The organism is Pseudomonas sp. TH41 (genome assembly GCF_016650695.1).
Taxonomy (GTDB): domain Bacteria; phylum Pseudomonadota; class Gammaproteobacteria; order Pseudomonadales; family Pseudomonadaceae; genus Aquipseudomonas.
Map to the genome: position 1 here is coordinate 382,207 of NZ_JAEKFH010000003.1, position 19,068 is coordinate 401,274.

A 19,068-nucleotide genomic window follows, 5' to 3' on the forward strand; every position below is an offset into this window, starting at 1 on the left:
ATGAGTCTGCGAGGCCTTCCGTGATCCAGTTTTTACTAAACCAGGAACTCCGTAGCGAGCACGCCCTGGACCCAAACCTGACCGTGCTCAATTATCTGCGCGACCATGTGGGCAAATCCGGCACCAAAGAAGGCTGCGCCAGCGGTGACTGCGGCGCCTGCACGGTGGTGGTCGGCGAGTTGCAAACGGATGAGGATGGCCGCGAACACATTCGCTATCGCAGCCTCAACTCGTGCCTGACGTTCGTTTCGTCACTGCACGGCAAACAACTGATCAGCGTCGAAGACCTCAAGCACAACGGCGAGCTGCACAGCGTGCAAAAAGCCATGGTCGAGTGCCACGGCTCGCAGTGCGGCTTCTGCACCCCCGGCTTCGTCATGTCGCTGTTCGCGCTGCAAAAGAACAGCGATCAACCGGACCTGCATAAAGCCCACGAAGCGCTGGCCGGCAACCTCTGCCGCTGCACCGGCTATCGACCCATCCTCGCCGCCGCCGAGCAATCCTGCTGCGGCCAGCAGCCGGACCAGTTTGATGCCCGTGAAGCCGACACCATCGCCCGCCTGAAAGCCATTGCCCCCTCCGATATCGGCGAACTCAACAGCGGTGACAAGCGCTGCCTGGTGCCGCTGACGGTGGCCGATCTGGCCGACCTCTACGACGCTTATCCACAGGCCCGCCTGCTGGCTGGCGGCACCGATCTGGCGCTGGAAGTCACGCAATTCCACCGCACGCTGCCGGTGATGATTTACGTCGGCAACGTCGCTGAAATGAAGCGCATCGAGCGCTTCGACGATCGACTGGAAATCGGCGCCGCCACCGCCCTCTCCGATTGCTATGAGGCTTTGAAAACCGAGTACCCGGACTTTGGCGAACTGCTGCAACGCTTTGCTTCCTTGCAAATCCGTAACCAGGGCACCCTCGGCGGCAACATCGGCAACGCCTCGCCCATCGGCGACTCGCCACCGCTATTGATTGCATTGGGCGCACAGATCGTCCTGTGCAAAGGTGAAACCCGGCGCACGATGGCGCTCGAGGATTACTTCATCGATTACCGGGTGACCGCGCGTCAGGAAAGCGAGTTCATCGAGAAGATCATCGTGCCCCGTGCCAGTGCCGAACAACTGTTCCGCGCCTACAAGGTGTCCAAGCGTCTGGACGATGATATTTCCGCCGTCTGCGCGGCGTTCAACCTGCGCATCGACAACGGCGTGATTGCGGACGCCCGCGTCGCCTTCGGCGGCATGGCGGCCACACCAAAACGCGCCAAGAGTTGCGAAGCCGTCCTGCTCGGCGCCCAGTGGAACAACGCCACCGTCGAACGCGCCTGTGCCGCACTGGCCGAAGATTTCACGCCGCTCTCGGACTTTCGCGCCAGCAAGGAATATCGCCTGCTCAGCGCGCAGAACCTGCTGCGCAAATACTTCATCGAACTGCAAACGCCGCACATCGAAACTCGGGTGACCGCTTATGTCTAATCATCACGCCGTAGAGAAGACCCAGGCCGAACTGGCTGAACTGTTCGCCAAGGACCTGACCACCGGTGTCGGCCGCAGCGTCAAGCACGACAGCGCCGCCAAGCATGTGTCCGGCGAAGCGCAGTACATCGACGATCGCCTGGAATTTCCGAATCAGCTGCATGTTTATGCCCGACTGTCGGACCGCGCCCACGCGAAAATAATCAGCATCGACACCCAGCCGTGTTACGCCTTCGACGGGGTGCGCATCGCCATCACCCACAAAGACGTTCCGGGTTTGAAAGACATCGGCCCACTGATGCCGGGCGACCCGCTGCTGGCCATCGACGATGTGCAATTCGTCGGTCAGGTGGTGCTCGCAGTCGCGGCGAAAGACCTGGAAACCGCGCGCCAGGCCGCAATGGCCGCGATCATTGAATACGAAGATCTGGAACCGGTACTGGACGTCGTCGAAGCCCTGCGCAAACGCCACTTCGTGCTCGACAGTCACACACACCAGCGGGGGGATTCGGCCAATGCGTTGGCAACGGCTGAACATCGCATTCAGGGCACGCTGCACATTGGCGGCCAGGAACACTTCTACCTCGAAACCCAAATCTCTTCGGTGATGCCGACGGAAGATGGCGGGATGATCGTCTACTGCTCGACGCAAAACCCCACCGAAGTGCAGAAACTGGTGGCGGAAGTGCTGGACGTGTCGATGAACAAAATCGTCGTCGACATGCGCCGCATGGGCGGTGGTTTTGGCGGTAAGGAAACCCAGGCCGCGAGCCCGGCGTGCCTCTGCGCCGTCATCGCGCACCTGACCGGCCAGCCGACCAAAATGCGCCTGCCACGGGTCGAAGACATGCTGATGACCGGCAAGCGTCACCCGTTCTACGTCGAGTATGACGTGGGCTTCGACAGCACCGGCCGCTTGCACGGTATCGCCCTGGAACTGGCCGGGAACTGCGGTTGCTCGCCGGACTTGTCGGCCTCGATTGTCGACCGTGCGATGTTCCACGCCGACAACTCGTACTACCTGGGCGACGCGACCATCAACGGTCATCGCTGCAAGACCAACACCGCGTCGAACACCGCTTATCGGGGTTTCGGCGGCCCGCAAGGCATGGTCGCCATCGAGGAAGTGATGGACGCGATTGCCCGTCATCTGGCCCTTGATCCGCTGGCGGTGCGCAAGGCCAACTACTATGGCAAGACCGAGCGCAACGTCACCCATTATTACCAGACCGTCGAGCACAACATGCTCGAGGAAATGACCGCTGAGCTGGAAGAAAGCAGCCAGTACGCCGAGCGCCGTGAAGCGATCCGTCGCTACAACGCCAACAGTCCGATCCTGAAAAAAGGCCTGGCGTTGACCCCGGTGAAATTCGGTATCTCCTTCACCGCCAGCTTCCTCAACCAGGCCGGTGCGCTGATCCACATTTACACCGACGGCAGCATTCACCTGAACCATGGCGGCACCGAGATGGGCCAGGGGTTGAACACCAAGGTTGCTCAGGTGGTGGCCGAAGTGTTCCAGGTGGAAATGGACCGTGTGCAGATCACCGCGACCAACACCGACAAGGTGCCGAACACCTCGCCGACTGCGGCTTCCAGCGGTGCCGACCTGAACGGCAAAGCGGCGCAGAACGCTGCAGAGATCATCAAGAAACGCCTGGTCGAGTTCGCCGCGCGGCAGTACAAGGTCAGCGAAGAAGACGTCGAGTTCCACAATGGCCACGTGCGCGTTCGCGATCACATCCTGACGTTCGAAGCGCTGATCCAGCAGGCGTATTTTGCTCAGGTGTCGCTGTCGAGCACCGGGTTCTACAAAACCCCGAAAATTTTCTACGACCGCAGCCAGGCCCGTGGCCGGCCGTTCTACTACTACGCCTTTGGCGCGGCGTGCTGCGAAGTGATCGTCGACACCCTGACCGGCGAGTACAAGATGCTGCGTACTGACATCCTCCACGACGTCGGCGACTCGCTGAACCCGGCGATCGACATAGGCCAGGTCGAGGGTGGTTTCATTCAGGGCATGGGCTGGCTGACCATGGAAGAACTGGTGTGGAACAACAAAGGCAAACTGATGACCAACGGCCCGGCGAGCTACAAGATCCCGGCCGTGGCGGACATGCCTTTGGACCTGCGGGTGAAGCTGGTGGAAAACCGCAAGAACCCGGAAGACACGGTGTTCCACTCCAAGGCCGTGGGTGAACCGCCGTTCATGCTCGGCATCGCCTCGTGGTGTGCGATCAAGGATGCCGTGGCGAGTTTGGGTGACTACAAGCATCAACCGAAAATCGACGCACCGGCGACCCCGGAGCGGGTGTTGTGGGGCTGTGAACAGATGCGGCAGTTGAAGGTGGCGAAAGCCGCCGAGGCTGAGCCGGAGTTGGCTTCGCTTTAAGACCGAGGCGCGGCCATCGCGAGCAGGCTCGCTCCCACAGTTGATCGCATTGCCTTGTGGGAATGGGCTTGCTCCCACAATTGATTGCGGTCCCTTCTGGGGATGGGCTTGCTCTCACAGTGATCGCATTCCCCTGTGGGAGCGAGCCTGCTCGCGAAGAGGCCCGAACAGACAACAACGATGTCGAGGTGGATATGTACAACTGGATCGACGCCCTCGCCGACCTGCAATCCCGGGGTGAACCCTGCGTGTTGGTGACCATCATCGAAGAGCTCGGCTCGACGCCGCGCAATGCCGGCTCGAAGATGGTCATCAGCGCTAACCAGACGTTCGACACCATTGGTGGCGGGCATCTGGAATACAAGGCCATGCAGATTGGCCGGGAGATGCTTGCCAGCGGTAAGCAGGACACGCATCTGGAGCGCTTCAGCCTGGGTGCCAGTCTGGGCCAGTGCTGCGGCGGTGCGACCGTGTTGCTGTTCGAACCAATGGGCCAGGTCCAGGCGCAAATTGCCGTGTTCGGCGCCGGCCACGTCGGTCGGGCCCTGGTGCCGCTGCTCGCCAGCCTGCCTTGCCGGGTGCGCTGGATCGACTCGCGGGAAGACGAGTTCCCGGAACAGATCCCCCACGGCGTGCGCAAAATTGTCGCCGAAGAACCGGTGGACGAAATTGATGACCTGCCCGCCGGCAGCTACTGCATTGTCATGACCCACAACCACCAGCTCGACCTTGAACTCACCGCCGCGATTCTCAAGCGCAACGACTTTGCTTACTTCGGCCTGATCGGTTCGAAGACCAAACGGGTGAAGTTCGAACATCGCCTGCGCGACCGCGGTTTTGACAGCAGCGTGCTGCAACGCATGCGCTGCCCGATGGGCCTCGGCGAAGTCAAAGGCAAGTTGCCTGTGGAAATCGCCATCTCCATCGCCGGCGAAATCATCGCCACCTATAACGCCAATTTCGGCCAGCACACTGCCAGCGCCGGATCGATTGCCAAACTGCTGCCTGCTTCACGTCGCAGCCAAGCCTCCCATTGAGAACGCTCATGCCTCAGACTCGCAAAGCCTACCGCGCCGCTATCCTGCACAGCATCGCCGACCCAGCCGAAGTGGGCATCGAAGCCTCTTATGAGTATTTCGAGGACGGCTTGCTGGTCATTGATAACGGCCAGATCAGCGCACTGGGCCATGCCAGCGAATTGCTGCCGACCCTGCCCGCCGATATCGACATCACTCATTATCAAGACGCACTGATTACGCCTGGCTTCATCGACACGCATATCCACTTGCCGCAAACCGGCATGGTCGGTGCTTATGGCGAGCAACTGCTGGACTGGCTCAACACCTACACCTTCCCGTGCGAAAGCCAGTTCGCCGACAAGGCTCACGCCGACGAAGTCGCCGACATTTTCATCAAGGAACTGCTGCGCAATGGCACCACCACCGCGCTGGTGTTCGGCAGCGTGCACCCGCAATCGGTGAATTCATTCTTCGAAGCCGCCGAACAGCTGGACCTGCGGATGATCGCCGGCAAGGTGATGATGGACCGCAACGCGCCGGACTACCTGACCGATACCGCCGAATCCAGCTACGTGGAAAGCAAGGCGCTGATCGAACGCTGGCACGGCAAAGGTCGGCTGCACTACGCCGTCACCCCGCGCTTCGCCCCGACCAGCACCCCGGAACAACTGACCCTCGCCGGCCAGTTGCTCAGCGAATTCCCGGATCTGTACATGCAGACCCACATCAGCGAAAACCTCAAGGAAGTCGAGTGGGTCAAGGCGCTGTTCCCGGAGCGTAAAGGCTATCTGGACGTCTATGACCACTACCAACTGCTGGGCGAGCGCTCAGTGTTCGCCCACGGCGTGCACCTGTGCGATGACGAATGCGCGCGCCTTGCAGAAACCGGTTCGGCGATTGCCTTCTGCCCGACCTCTAACTTCTTCCTCGGCAGCGGTTTGTTCAACCTGCCGATGGCCGAGAAGCACAAGTTGAACGTCGGTTTGGGCACTGACGTTGGCGGCGGCACCAGTTTCTCGCTCCTGCAAACGCTGAATGAAGCGTACAAGGTCATGCAACTTCAAGGTGCGCGACTGAGCCCGTTCAAATCGTTGTACCTGGCCACCCTCGGCGGCGCACGGGCACTGCGACTGGAAGACAAGATCGGCACCCTGCAACCGGGCACCGACGCCGATTTCCTGGTGCTCGACTACAACGCCACGCCGCTGCTGAGCTATCGCTTGAAGCAGGCGAAAAACATTGCCGAGACGTTGTTTGTATTGATGACGCTGGGGGATGACCGGACGGTGTTGCAGACGTATGCGGCGGGGAATCAGGTGCATCAGCGCTAAGGTTTTACAGGCACAAAAAATCCCCCGCAATCGATGGTTGCGGGGGATTTTTTATGATCTGTAGGAGCGAGCTTGCTCGCGATGGGCTTGAGGACGCCAGGGGGTGTCAGACTTCCCGCGTAATCGTTTACGACCATCGCGAGCAAGCTCGCTCCTACAGTTTGGCGGTCGGCCGCCCTGGCTTCTTGGTCTGCAACAAATGCGAGAACACCGCATGCAAATCATCCGACGCGCTTTCTTCGTCGAGGTTGAGTTTGCTGTCGATGTGATCCATGTGATGCATCATCAGGTTCACCGCCAGCTCACCGTTGCGTGCTTCGATCGCGTCGATCAGTTGCGTGTGCTCGTCGTAAGAGCAATGCGAACGGTTGCCACTTTCGTACTGCGCGATGATCAACGAGGTCTGGGAGACGAGGCTGCGCTGGAAGCTGATCAGCGGGGCATTCTTCGCCGCCTCGGCCAGTTTCAGGTGGAATTCGCCCGACAGACGGATGCCGGCACCGCGATCGCCGCGGGAGAAGCTGTCCCGCTCGTCGTTGACCATTTGGCGCAACTCGGCAATCTGCTCGGCGGTAGCGTGCTGCACCGCCAGCTCAGTGATTGCTCGCTCCACCAGACGCCGTGCCAGGAAGACCTGACGGGCTTCTTCGACGCTCGGGCTGGCGACGACAGCGCCACGATTCGGTCGCAGCAGCACAACGCCTTCATGGGCCAAACGCGACAACGCGCGGCGAATGATGGTGCGGCTGACCCCGAAAATTTCCCCCAGCGCTTCTTCGCTCAACTTGGTGCCGGGCGCCAGACGCTGTTCGAGGATGGCCTCGAAGATATGCGCGTAGACAATATCGTCCTGGGTACCACTGCGGCCGGCTTTGCCTGCGCGTGGCTGTTTCTTTAGGGGTTGCAACTGTTCGTTCATGGGCACTCGAGTCGGGAGAACTGCGGCGAATTGACCGTGACTGTAATACGGCACAGTGGGTCGCTGGCAAGTATCGCGTAAAAAACACCGCGATTGTACACAATGGATGGTGGCAACACGACTGTACGGCTGTTTGTTGCCTCCGCTGTACTGCAACGACGGGTTACTTTTGAGTTTAGGCTTTAACGCAGAATCCGCGATCTCTGTGGGAGCGAGCCTGCTCGCGATGGTGTGTCAATCGACACCGATGTATCTGACACTCCATCGCGAGCAGGCTCGCTCCCACAGGGTATTGCGGCGCTACGGACATCTTTATCTGAGCAAGGAACACCGCTGTCATGAATGACGCCACGCACACGCAACTGCGCCCATTGGCCGACACATCACCCTCGGCCATCGTGGCCGGGTTCATCGCGATGATGACCGGTTACACCAGTTCACTGGTGCTGATGTTCCAGGCCGGGCAAGCGGCTGGCCTGACCAGCGGGCAGATTTCGTCGTGGATCTGGGCGATTTCGATTGGCATGGCGGTGTGTTCGATCGGCCTGTCCCTGCGCTATCGCACCCCGATCACCATTGCCTGGTCGACCCCCGGCGCCGCGCTGCTGATCACCAGCCTGGGCGGTGTGACTTACGGCGAAGCCATCGGCGCCTATATTACGTGTGCGGTGCTGGTGACCCTGTGTGGTCTGACCGGCAGCTTCGAACGGCTGGTGAAAAAAATTCCGGCCTCCTTGGCTGCAGCGTTGCTGGCGGGGATTTTGTTCAAGATCGGCAGCGAGATTTTTGTTGCCGCTCAGCACCGAACAGGACTGGTGTTGGGGATGTTCTTCACGTACCTCGTGATCAAACGCCTGTCGCCGCGTTATGCGGTGCTCGCCGCGCTGCTGATCGGCACCGCACTGTCGGGGCTCATGGGTTTGCTGGACTTCAGCGGCTTTCACCTGGAAGTGGCGACGCCGATCTGGACCACCCCGCATTTCTCCCTGGCCGCGACCATCAGCATCGGCATTCCGCTGTTCGTGGTGGCGATGACTTCGCAAAACATGCCGGGCATTGCCGTATTGCGTGCCGACGGTTACACGGTGCCGGCCTCGCCGCTGATCACCACCACTGGCATCGCCTCGCTGCTGCTTGCGCCGTTCGGTTCCCACGGGATCAACCTGGCGGCCATCAGCGCAGCCATTTGCACCGGGCCGCACGCCCATGAGGATCGCAACAAGCGCTACACGGCGGCCGTATGGTGCGGGATTTTCTACGGGATCGCCGGGGTGTTCGGCGCGACGTTGGCGGCGTTGTTTGCTGCGTTGCCGAAAGAACTGGTGCTGTCGATTGCGGCGCTGGCGTTGTTCGGCTCGATCATCAATGGCTTGAACATCGCCATGAGCGAAGTGAAGGAACGTGAAGCGGCGTTGATCACGTTCATGGTCACGGCGTCGGGGCTGACGCTGTTTTCCATTGGGTCGGCGTTTTGGGGGATTGTGGCGGGGGTGTTGACGCTGGTGATTTTGAATTGGCGCAAGGTGCCTTGAAACACGCCCCTCTGTAGGAGCGAGCTTGCTCGCGAAAAACGTTAACAATGACGTGGGCCGCTTGAATGCACACGTTGTCTGGACGTCTTTCGCGAGCAAGCTCGCTCCTACAAAAAGCAGGCATAAAAAAACGGCGACCCTTGGGCCGCCGTTTTTTAGAACATCAAGCTACCGGATTGATCGGCTTTTCCGGGTACCAGACGTCGATCAGCGGGCTGACGGTTGCTTCGGTCAGTTCGCTGCGGCCTTTGAGCCAGGCTTCAACAGCGGCACGCTGCTCTTCGGAAACCGAGCCACGCTTCTGCAGGCAAACCAGACCGAAGTCGTCGCCGCCGACATAGCCCAGACCATTGGCTTCCATGGCTTCTTTCAGGAACGCGTCGAGGAAAGCATCAATGGCTTCATCAGCCAAATCTTCTTTGAAATCCAGGTTCAGTTCGAAACCCAGCTCTTGAAATTCATCGACGCACAGTTTTTTGCGCAGACGCTGGGAACGGTTAGTCGCCATTGGAACAATCCTCATAAGTAATAACGGGCGGCACTTTAGCAGTTTAAGCCGCCAATTGCCCGAATCTCTGGGCTTGCGGGCCTACCATCGGTAAAAAATAGCGCATTAGAGGGCCAGGGCACGGCACAAGCCGCTACAGCTTGGGGCATAATGCCGACACTTTCGTGACCACTGAGGGAATTTATCTTCATGCCCTCGTCTTTTTCCCCCTCGGCTGTAGGGTTTTATTTCAGATGATCAAATCTTTGCGTCCATTGTTGCTGGCCGGTTTTCTGCTCCCACTGGCCTTCTCCGTCTCTGCTGAGCCCATCAATACCGCCCTGTCGCCCAATGTCGAGAAAGCCCTCAAGGCCAGCAAACTGCAGGACAACGCCCTGTCGCTGGTGATGATCCCGCTCACCGGCCCTGGCACCCCGACCGTGTTCAACGCTGACGTCTCGGTCAACCCGGCCTCGACCATGAAGTTGGTCACGACTTACGCGGCGCTGGAAATGCTCGGTCCGAATCACCAGTGGAAAACCGAGTTTTACACCGACGGCACCCTGAGCGGCGGCATCCTCAACGGCAACCTCTACCTCAAGGGTGGTGGCGATCCGAAGCTGAACATGGAAAAACTCTGGCTGCTGATGCGCGACCTGCGCGCCAATGGCGTGACGCAAATCACCGGCGACCTCGTGCTGGATCGCAGTTTCTTCGTACAGCCGCAATTGCCCGAGTTCAACGATGATGGCAATGACGAGAACAAGCCGTTCCTGGTCAAGCCGGACTCGCTGATGGTCAACCTCAAGGCCCTGCGCTTTGTGGCGCGCAACGATAATGGCCGAGTGCTGATCTCGGTCGAACCGCCGATTGCCAGCATCAACATCGAAAACCAGGTCAAAGCCATCAACTCCAAGCAATGCACCGGTGGCGTGCGCTACAACCCGGTGACCCAGGCCGATGGCAGCGTGACCGTGACCGTTGGCGGTCAGTTGGGCGACGGTTGCAGCTCTCAGACCTACCTGTCGCTGCTCGACCACGCGACCTACACCGCGGGTGCCGTGCGGGCGATCTGGAAGGAACTGGGTGGCAGCATTCAGGGCAAGGACCGTCTGGCGCCGACGCCAGGCAACGCCAAGGTCCTGGCTCGGGCTTTCTCGCCTGACCTCGCGGAAATCATTCGTGACATCAACAAATACAGCAACAACACCATGGCTCAGCAGCTGTTCCTGAGCCTGGGTCAAAAATTCCGCACTGACGCCGACGCCGACGATGCCAAAGCGGCGCAGCGTGTTGTACGTCAGTGGCTGGCGAAGAAAGGCATCACCGCACCGCACCTGGTGATGGAGAACGGCTCTGGCCTTTCCCGTGCCGAACGTGTGAGTGCGCGGGAAATGGCTGCGATGTTGCAGGCCGCATGGCGCAGCCCGTACGCCGCCGAGTTCATCAGTTCGATGCCGATTGCCGGCACCGACGGCACCATGCGCAAACGCCTGAAAACCACCGCGATGCGCGGTGAAGCCCACGTCAAGACCGGCACGCTGAACACCGTGCGCGCGATTTCCGGCTTCAGCCGCGACGTCAACGGCAATACCTGGGCGGTGGTAGCGATCCTCAACGATAAGGCACCGTTTGGCGCGTCCTCGGTGCTGGATCAGGTGCTGCTGGACCTGTATCGCCAGCCAAAACTGCCGACCACGGCTTCTGTGTTGTAAGCTTTTAACGGCAAAAGATCGCAGCCTCGTTTCACTCGACAGCTCCTACAGGTGTACGCATAACCCTGTAGGAGCTGTCGAGTGAAACGAGGCTGCGATCTTTTGATTCACCTAATTCAACGCCCCCTCAACCCGATCCCGTCCTGCCTGCTTCGCCTCATACACCCCCGAATCCGCCCGCAACAACAGCGCATCCGCGCCCTCGCCGACGCGCCAACTGGCAATCCCGAAACTCGCGGTCACCGTCCCGACGCCGTCGATCGGTGAATTGCGCAAGCCTTGCCACAGTTGCAAGGCCAGGACGTGAGCGTGTTTGCCGTCGATATCCGGGCAAAGCACCATGAACTCTTCGCCGCCCAGACGACAGAACACGTCGGTGCGCCTCAGCCGATGACCAATGCGCTCACACACGACCTGCAGCACCCGATCGCCCACCGCGTGACCGTGCTGGTCATTGATCCGTTTGAAGTGGTCGATATCGAGCATGATCACCGACAGCTCGCCACCGCCGCGCTCGACACGGTCCATTTCGGTGGTCAGCCGTTCCTGGAAATAGCGGCGGTTATAGATGCCGGTCAGGGAGTCGGTGACCGACAGTGCGCGCAACTCTTCTTCCACGCGCTTCAGGTCGGAGATGTCCGAAATGTAGCCATGCCACAGCACACCGCCACCGGGCAGTTCCTCCGGGGTTGCCTCGCCCCGGACCCAACGCAGCCCTCGCTGAGGCAGCTGCACGCGATATTCCTCACGCCACGGGCTGAGGGTGTCCGCAGAGGCCCGGATCGAGGCGCGGACGCGGGTGGAGTCCTGGGGATGAATCCGGGTAAAAATCGCTTCGGCATTCAACAGCAGTACGTCCGGTTCGAGTTCGTAGATCTCGCGAATGCCATCACTGGCGTAGATCACACTGAAACGACCGTCGAACTCCATCTTGAACTGGTAGATCCCGCCAGGCACGTGGGCGCTGAGTTTCTTCAACAGCAGGTCCCGTGCCGCCAATGCCTCGTGGACCCGCTTGCGTTCGGTGATGTCGATACAGATCGCCAGGTGTCCGACCCACAGGCCTTGCTCATCGAGGACCGGGGTCGCCAGCATGTTTACCGTCAGGTGGCTGCCATCGCTGCGGACCAGCGTCCACTCCCGCGCTTCGTGCCCTCCCTTCTCGCCACCCTCGACCAGCATCGCCTGGCACGTCGGCACCGGTTTTCCATAACGAGCGCTCAACTCCGCCGAACGTGCGACGAGCTCTCGGGGCAGGTGCAGGTTTTCCAGGGTCATGTGGCCCACCACCTCAATGCTGGCGTAACCGAGCATTTGCTCGGCTCCGGCATTGAAGGTGCTGATGACCCCACGCAGGTCGGTGGCGATGATCGCCACTTGGGTCGCGGCATTCAGCACGCCGCGCAACTGGCCATGCGTGCCGCGCAGCTCCTGTTCACGGGCGCGCAGTTCCTGGGTCCGCTGTTCGACCATCTTCAGCGCCCGTTGTCGCTGGCTGACCAGCACATACAACAAGGCACTGAGCAACAGACTTAGCAAACCGCCCAATACCACCAGACTGCTCACCGAAGAATGGTTGGCTTGCAGAAATGCCTCGCTGGGCTGAATGTCGACCTGGTAGTCGTGATCAGCCAGCCGCAGCAACCGGGTCGCAGCCAACTCACTGGCGGCCGGCGTATTGGGGGATTGATAAAGCACTTCGTGCTGATCGTCTGTGGATAAATCGAGAATGCGCACCGACAAATAGTCACGGTCCACCTCTGGCAATCCATCGGCTAGCAATTGACGCATGCTGATGACCGCCATCACGTAACCGAACGGTTTTTTCGTCGTCGGTCCCGGATTATTGCCAAGCATGACCGGCGCGACGAGTAGCACACCCCGGGCATAAGCGGGCTCGATATTGACCAGATGCATCGGTTGGGAAACGGCCATGCCGCCATGCTGGTCGGCCCGCTCAAGGGTAGACCGGCGCAGGGGTTGGGCCAGCAAGTCATAGCCCAGCGGCGAGCCAAGTTTGCTTTGTGTCTGGCTATACAGCACCACCACATACTCATCCCGCTCGGTCGCCAGTTGCAGTTCGCCGTCGGCATTGAGCTCACGCAGGGTGAAATCGCTCAACCCCTCATCCCGCACCCGGCGTTCGAAAGCCCCGCGTTCGGCACCGCTTACCCGCTCAGCAAATGAGTACGCCTGAGTCCGGTGCAACAGAGGTTGGGTGTAGCCGTCGAATTCTTCTCGGGACACCGAGTCGGAATTGGCAAAGAACCGGCGCAGGCCATCGAGGCGCTGTTCCTGATCTTCGAAACGCTCTTCGATACGGCTGTAACGTTCACTGGCCAGTAGCTGGAAACGTTGCCGCAATTGATGGTGAAACAGATTCAGCGTCGACCAGGTCAGCAACCCCGTGAGAATCCCGCCGAGGAGCAATACCAAAAGCGCGACCAGCCAGGCCGAGACATCTTCGCTGATAAAACCCAGGATCTTGGGGCGCACGGCGTGCAACGACATAAACGCAACTCAAAACGCCAGGTGCGGGAAAGCCCTTTGGCCATGCGTTGAGTTATAGCTATTAGCCACTAATTTGACCAGCACTGAAAGAAGCCTGTAGGAGCGAGCTTGTTCCGGGCGGCGTTCCGACGATAGACACGAGAGCACCGCGTGCATCCAGAAAGCACGCGTTATCGTTATCGATCATCGCGAGCAAGCTCGCTCCTACAGTGGATCTGACTATCAACGCGCCATGATTTTCCAGGCGCGGTGGATTTTGCCGTTGCGGGAAAAGTCCGGGTCGATGGTCTGTGTGGTGATTTCCTCGACCGCGTAACGCTCGGCGAGGTTTGGCTCCAGCTCGAATTTGCGGAAGTTGTTGGAGAAGTACAACACCCCACCCGGTGCCAGACGCGCCATCGCCAAGTCAATCAATTGCACCTGGTCACGCTGCACGTCGAAGATCCCTTCCATACGCTTGGAGTTGGAGAACGTCGGCGGGTCGATGAAAATCAGGTCGTACTCTTCACGGCAGGCGTCGAGCCAGACCATCACATCGCCCTGCTCCAGACGGTTCTTGTCGGAGAAACCGTTCAGCGACAGGTTGCGACGCGCCCAGTCCAGATAGGTTTTCGACAAGTCGACACTGGTGGTGCTGCGCGCACCGCCCTTGGCCGCGTGAACACTGGCGGTCGCGGTGTAGCAGTACAAATTGAGGAAGCGTTTGCCGGCCGCCTCTTTCTGAATCCGCATGCGCATCGGCCGGTGATCGAGGAACAGCCCGGTGTCGAGGTAGTCGGTGAGGTTCACCAGCAGCTTCACGCCGCCTTCGTTCACCTCGACGAATTTGCCCTGTGCAGCCTGGCGCTCGTACTGTTTGGTGCCGCTCTGACGTTCGCGACGCTTGACCACCACACGGCTCTTGTCGATGTTCAACGCCTGCGGAATGGCTGCCAGGGCATCGAACATGCGTGCCGAGGCCTTTTCCGGATCGATGGATTTTGGCGCGGCATATTCCTGGACGTGGACCCAGTCGTGATACAGGTCGATGGCCATGGAGTATTCAGGCATGTCAGCGTCATACACGCGATAGCAGTCGATGCCTTCACGCTTGACCCATTTGCCCAACGCCTTGAGGTTTTTTTGCAGACGGTTGGCGAACATCTGCCCGCCTTCGCTCAAGCGCGGTTGCTCGACCACCACCGGTGCCGGTTTGATCGGGTTGCCGTTCTTGTTGTACTTCTCGTATTTGCCCGGCGCCACATCGTTCTCGACGACGTCGACTTCCGCTTGAGCTTGCTCACGCTCGACCTGACGTTGTTCCGGGGTGCGACGTTCGCCGGTGACGAACTGATCCGGGGTGACCTTGATCAGCAGCAATTTGCACGGCAAGGCACCGTTCCAGAACGAATACTGTTTGTGGCTGCGGATGCCCATGCGCTTGCCTAGGTCCGGGGCGCCTGTGAAGACAGCGGCTTCCCAGTTCAGACAGGCCTGACGCAGACGCTCACCGAGGTTCTGGTAGAGGTAGAGCAGGCTCGCCTCGTCGCCCAGACGCTCGCCGTAGGGCGGGTTGCAGATCACCAGGCCTTTCTGGTTCTGGTCCGGACGTGGTTCGAATGTCCCGACTTCGCCCTGGTAGATCTTGATCCATTCGCTCAGGCCGGCACGCTCGACGTTGTTGCGGCCCGGTTGAATCAAGCGCGGGTCCGCTTCGTAACCGCGAATCCACAGCGGTGGCTTGGCCAGGCCGGCAGCGGCGCGTTCGGTGGCTTCTTCATGGAGCTTTTTCCACAGCGCCGGCACGTGGCCGAGCCAGGCGGTAAAGCCCCACTGCTCACGACGCAGGTTCGGCGCCATATCGGCGGCGATCATTGCCGCTTCGACGAGGAACGTACCGACACCGCACATTGGGTCAGCCAGCGCGCCGCCATCGGCCGCAATACGCGGCCAGCCGGAACGGATCAGGATGGCCGCCGCGAGGTTTTCCTTCAGCGGTGCCGCGCCCTGCTGCAGGCGATAGCCGCGCTGGTGCAGGCTATGGCCGGAAAGGTCGAGGGAGAGAATCGCTTCGCCACGGTCCAGACGCAGGTGAATGCGCAGGTCCGGGTTGAGTTTGTCGATCGACGGACGGTCGCCCTGCGGCGTACGCAGTTTATCGACGATCGCGTCTTTGACCTTCAAGGCGCCGAAGTGGGTGTTGTCGATGCCCGAGCCGTGACCGCTGAACTCGACGGCCAGGGTGCCGTCGTTGAGCATGTGGTCTTGCCACTCGATATCGAGCACGCCGTGGTACAGGTCTTCGGCGTCCTTCATCGGGAAACGCTTGAGCACCAGCAGCACCCGGTTCGCCAGACGCGACCACAGGCACAGGCGATAAGCGGTTTCCATGGTGGCCATGCCGCGCACGGCAGAGGTGTGTTCACGTGCTTCTTCAAGGCCAAGCCCGACGGCTTCCTCGATGAGCAGGCCTTCCAGGCCTTTGGGGCAAGTGAGGAAGATTTCGAATTGATCGGACATTGGAATTTCAGAGCCTTTGGCTAAGTGAACGGGCAACGCATTGCCGGTCCGGTTTTCAATCAGGCGCTTTTCTCGAAGAGCGCCCGCGTGGCACGAAGGTGTGCCGTTCCACCCCTGCTGCTCGGGTTAAATGAGCTTAGATGCAAGGACAGATAAAAAAGTTGATGCAACAAAATGTCACAACTCGACCCTTCGTCGAATAGTCCCCCGGCGCTACAGGCCCCTCCCCACTGAAGGAATAGCCCCGCCAGCCAGCGGGGGGCCGATCATACCGGGGTTTGGTCAATAAATATGCGACAAACATCGCGTTACTTATGGCCATACCACCTAAATGGTTACGTTCTTATGACAAAACGATCATTCCCTCGATGTGACGCATTGGTTAGAACTCAATACAGGTTGGCGCCGCAATGACGCCAACACCTTGGCTCGCGACGCCGGCAGCGAGCCGCCAACGGCAGAATTTTTCTGCCAGACCTCGATTGAGGTCGACGCGATAAATACAGTCAACAAGTGAGGGCAACACCCTATGAGAAGACTTAAGCGTGATCCGTTGGAAAGAGCATTTTTGCGCGGATATCAATATGGCGTTGGTGGCAAATCCCGTGAGCTTTGCCCATTTACTCTACCGTCGGTACGCCAAGCCTGGATTAACGGCTGGCGCGAAGGACGCGGCGACAACTGGGACGGTATGACCGGCACTGCGGGAATCCATAGACTCAACGAACTTCACGCCGTCGGCTAATTACAGGGCTTATCACTCCGACACGACAATCTGATAACTGAATCAATTAACCACGCACGTCCCATCCGGACGGCGGGCTCCGGCCCAGGGGCTCCTTTAGGGAGCCCTTTTTTATGCCTGCTTTTCGCCGAAACACAATTCCCTGTAGGAGCTGCCGAAGGCTGCGATCTTTTGATCTTGATTTTGAATTCACGCACAAATTACCAAGAAGCAAGATCAAAAGATCGCAGCCTTCGGCAGCTCCTACATTGACGGCGCACACCGCGATTCAACGGGTGCGCGCGGGAATCGGTTATCTCAGGGCTGCGATGGCGTCTACCGACTCACGAATCAACGCCGGGCCTTTATAGATGAAGCCGGAATAGAGCTGCACCAGGCTCGCACCCGCCGCGATTTTCTCAGCCGCGTGCTTGCCTTCGGTGATGCCCCCCACTGCGATGATGGGCAAACGACCGGCCAATTCCGAGGCCAGCACCTTAACGGTGTGGGTGCTTTTGTCACGAACCGGAGCGCCGGACAGACCGCCCGCCTCGTCACCGTGTTCCATGCCTTCGACGCCGACGCGGCTGAGGGTGGTGTTGGTGGCAATCACCGCGTCCATCCCGGTGTCGATCAGCGCTTGTGCGACCTGAGCAGTTTCTTCGTCGGTCATGTCCGGTGCGATCTTGATCGCCAGCGGGACGTGTTTGCCATGACGCAGCGCCAGTTCCGCCCGGCGTGTGGCCAGGTCCGCGAGCAACTGCTTCAACGAATCTCCAAATTGCAGGCTGCGCAGGCCCGGGGTGTTCGGCGAGCTGACGTTGACCGTCACGTAACTGGCGTGGGCGTAAACCTTGTCCAGGCAGATCAGGTAGTCGTCGACCGCACGTTCAACCGGCGTATCGAAATTCTTGCCGATGTTGATGCCCAGCACGCCCTTGTACTTGGCCGCAGCCACGCGGGCCAGCAGGTGATCGACGCCAAGATTGTTGAAACCCATGCGGTTGATGATCGCCTCGGCTTCCGGCAGTCGGAAAATCCGTGGTTTCGGGTTGCCTGGCTGCGGGCGCGGGGTGATGGTGCCGATTTCGACAAAACCAAAACCCAGTTGGGCAAAACCGTCGATGGCCGCGCCGTTCTTGTCCAGGCCCGCCGCCAGCCCCACCGGGTTCGGGAAGTCGAGGCCCATGACGCTCACCGGCATTTTCGCCGGGGCCTTGCACAGCAAGCCGTTGAGGCCCAAACGCCCGCCCGCGCCGATCAGGTCCAGGGACAGATCATGGGAGGTTTCCGGGGAAAGTTTGAACAACAGCTGACGGGCCAGGGTGTACATGGGCGGGTTTGACTCTGGGCTACGAAAAGTGGCGGCGATTATAGCCGGGGTTCACAGAGACAGGCGACCTCTTTGCCTTGGCTCAAGGAACCGCAGTCTCCTGCAGCGTGTAGAAGTTATCGGTGCGCTTGGTACTGCCAAAAACCAGTGGAAAGTAAATAATCATCGCCATCAGGGCCAGGCAACCGCTCATGACATGACCCTGATAACCTTCTTCGATCTCGGAATTACTCAGCAAAGAAGCTACCGCGCCCGTCACCAAAGCGATGGCGTGCCCTACCGAGAGACGCAACGCCCCGATATTGAGTAGCGCATCCGCCAGTTGTGTTCGGGTCGGTCGCTGAACACCGGCGCGCACCTCCAAAACCACTTGCTGCAAAGCTTCCGGGTCAGAAAATATCGAGTCCATCCCCGGGGTTGGAGACAGCACGTGCCAACTCTGCAAAGAATTGAGATGACGTCGTCCACGACAATGCCAAAGCCATTCAATAACCCCTGGATCGCGTCAGCGCCAAGACTGTAACCCAGTTCTGCAGCTGCTCGGGCCGCGCCGCTCAACGGTGCCAGTTGCCCCAGCTCCGCCAGTAAAAACTGAGCCACACCATAGGCAGCGGTCGCTACTCCGGTGGTCGCGGAGGTGGCGGGATTCGCGTTGTCATGCAATGGAATGAAGACGTTGGCCAAGCCTCTGGCCAGCGTATAAATCGACCCGCCGACCACCGCCGGCAGTAACCGTTGAGACGCGCCAGTGAGATGCGCCGCAATCAGAGCCCCCATCGTAATACTGGCCATGCCAACACGCCCCAGACGCGACGCTAAATTAGCGGTCCCGTCACACTCATTTCGAATGGCCCCTACCAAGGTTAGCGCCGGGCCGATCATTGATATCGCGACAACTGCCCATGCGCGGGTGGCCTCAGCTGAATCGCCTTCGCGCAGAGCGTGCTCGACGTTGTAAGCGACGACCTGGCGCAGCACCACCGTCAACGCAACGATCAACCCCGTACGTCCGGTGATATTCAGCAGGTTGAGCCCAGGCCCTCTGGCACCCTCAAGCCAATCCATGCCCGCCTGGAGCATGGTGTGCATTCGGCTTTCACGGGTTTGCTCGGTATCTGCTGCATTCAACTC

13 protein-coding genes are annotated in these 19,068 nt (G+C 59.8%); 7 read left to right on the plus strand and 6 right to left on the minus strand.

What is annotated here, in order from left to right; all coding sequences use genetic code 11:
* The first annotated feature begins 20 nt into the window (after positions 1–20).
* The 4 genes from xdhA (at position 21) to guaD (ending at position 6,217) form a co-directional block, all read left to right on the plus strand.
* Positions 21–1,475 carry a xanthine dehydrogenase small subunit gene (gene xdhA, locus JFU37_RS04485; RefSeq protein ID WP_201113355.1) on the plus strand — a complete coding sequence of 485 codons (1,455 nt, stop codon included), beginning with the start codon at positions 21–23 and terminating at the stop codon, positions 1,473–1,475.
* Positions 1,468–3,867 carry a xanthine dehydrogenase molybdopterin binding subunit gene (gene xdhB / locus JFU37_RS04490; RefSeq protein ID WP_201113357.1) on the plus strand — a complete coding sequence of 800 codons (2,400 nt, stop codon included), beginning with the start codon at positions 1,468–1,470 and terminating at the stop codon, positions 3,865–3,867. Before xdhA ends, xdhB begins: the two co-directional genes overlap by 8 nt.
* Positions 3,868–4,061: 194 nt before the next feature.
* Positions 4,062–4,904, plus strand: coding sequence for a xanthine dehydrogenase accessory protein XdhC (gene xdhC, locus JFU37_RS04495; RefSeq protein ID WP_201113360.1), 843 nt, complete (start codon positions 4,062–4,064; stop codon positions 4,902–4,904).
* A gap of 8 nt (positions 4,905–4,912) precedes the next feature.
* Positions 4,913–6,217, plus strand: a complete 1,305-nt coding sequence (guaD, locus tag JFU37_RS04500; RefSeq protein WP_201113362.1) for a guanine deaminase — start codon at positions 4,913–4,915, stop codon at positions 6,215–6,217.
* A gap of 154 nt (positions 6,218–6,371) precedes the next feature.
* Here the strand turns inward: guaD and JFU37_RS04505 are convergent, their stop codons facing one another.
* Positions 6,372–7,136 (minus strand): GntR family transcriptional regulator, encoded by a 765-nt coding sequence (locus JFU37_RS04505; protein ID WP_084318661.1) that lies wholly within the window; start codon positions 7,134–7,136, stop codon positions 6,372–6,374.
* A gap of 338 nt (positions 7,137–7,474) precedes the next feature.
* On the opposite strand from JFU37_RS04505, the gene JFU37_RS04510 reads away from it, so the two are divergent.
* Complete coding sequence (locus tag JFU37_RS04510) at positions 7,475–8,668, plus strand: benzoate/H(+) symporter BenE family transporter (protein ID WP_201113364.1); 1,194 nt, start codon at positions 7,475–7,477, stop codon at positions 8,666–8,668.
* 163 nt (positions 8,669–8,831) lie between these two features.
* On the opposite strand, the gene JFU37_RS04515 is transcribed toward JFU37_RS04510, so the two are convergent.
* Positions 8,832–9,176, minus strand: coding sequence for a YggL family protein (locus JFU37_RS04515; RefSeq protein WP_007896965.1), 345 nt, complete (start codon positions 9,174–9,176; stop codon positions 8,832–8,834).
* A gap of 233 nt (positions 9,177–9,409) precedes the next feature.
* Here JFU37_RS04515 and dacB point away from each other — a divergent pair, with 233 nt between their 5' ends.
* The gene (gene dacB / locus JFU37_RS04520) at positions 9,410–10,870 is read left to right on the plus strand and encodes a D-alanyl-D-alanine carboxypeptidase/D-alanyl-D-alanine endopeptidase (protein WP_201113372.1); all 1,461 of its coding nucleotides are present in this window, start codon (positions 9,410–9,412) and stop codon (positions 10,868–10,870) included.
* A gap of 111 nt (positions 10,871–10,981) precedes the next feature.
* Here dacB and JFU37_RS04525 read toward each other — a convergent pair whose 3' ends face one another.
* Complete coding sequence (locus JFU37_RS04525) at positions 10,982–13,381, minus strand: sensor domain-containing diguanylate cyclase (protein ID WP_201113380.1); 2,400 nt, start codon at positions 13,379–13,381, stop codon at positions 10,982–10,984.
* A gap of 222 nt (positions 13,382–13,603) precedes the next feature.
* A complete protein-coding gene (gene rlmKL, locus JFU37_RS04530; RefSeq protein ID WP_201113390.1) occupies positions 13,604–15,880 on the minus strand; it encodes a bifunctional 23S rRNA (guanine(2069)-N(7))-methyltransferase RlmK/23S rRNA (guanine(2445)-N(2))-methyltransferase RlmL in 2,277 nt (758 codons plus the stop codon).
* Between the two features lie 529 nt (positions 15,881–16,409).
* Here rlmKL and rmf point away from each other — a divergent pair.
* The gene (rmf, locus tag JFU37_RS04535) at positions 16,410–16,625 is read left to right on the plus strand and encodes a ribosome modulation factor (protein WP_003223300.1); all 216 of its coding nucleotides are present in this window, start codon (positions 16,410–16,412) and stop codon (positions 16,623–16,625) included.
* Positions 16,626–16,917: 292 nt separating this feature from the next.
* Here rmf and JFU37_RS04540 read toward each other — a convergent pair whose 3' ends face one another.
* Both JFU37_RS04540 and JFU37_RS30590 read right to left on the minus strand, forming a co-directional pair.
* Positions 16,918–17,937: a quinone-dependent dihydroorotate dehydrogenase gene (locus tag JFU37_RS04540; protein ID WP_201113392.1), complete on the minus strand. Its 1,020-nt coding sequence runs from the start codon at positions 17,935–17,937 to the stop codon at positions 16,918–16,920.
* A gap of 82 nt (positions 17,938–18,019) precedes the next feature.
* The gene (locus tag JFU37_RS30590) at positions 18,020–18,367 is read right to left on the minus strand and encodes a hypothetical protein (RefSeq protein WP_242485716.1); all 348 of its coding nucleotides are present in this window, start codon (positions 18,365–18,367) and stop codon (positions 18,020–18,022) included.
* Positions 18,368–19,068: the final 701 nt, after the last annotated feature.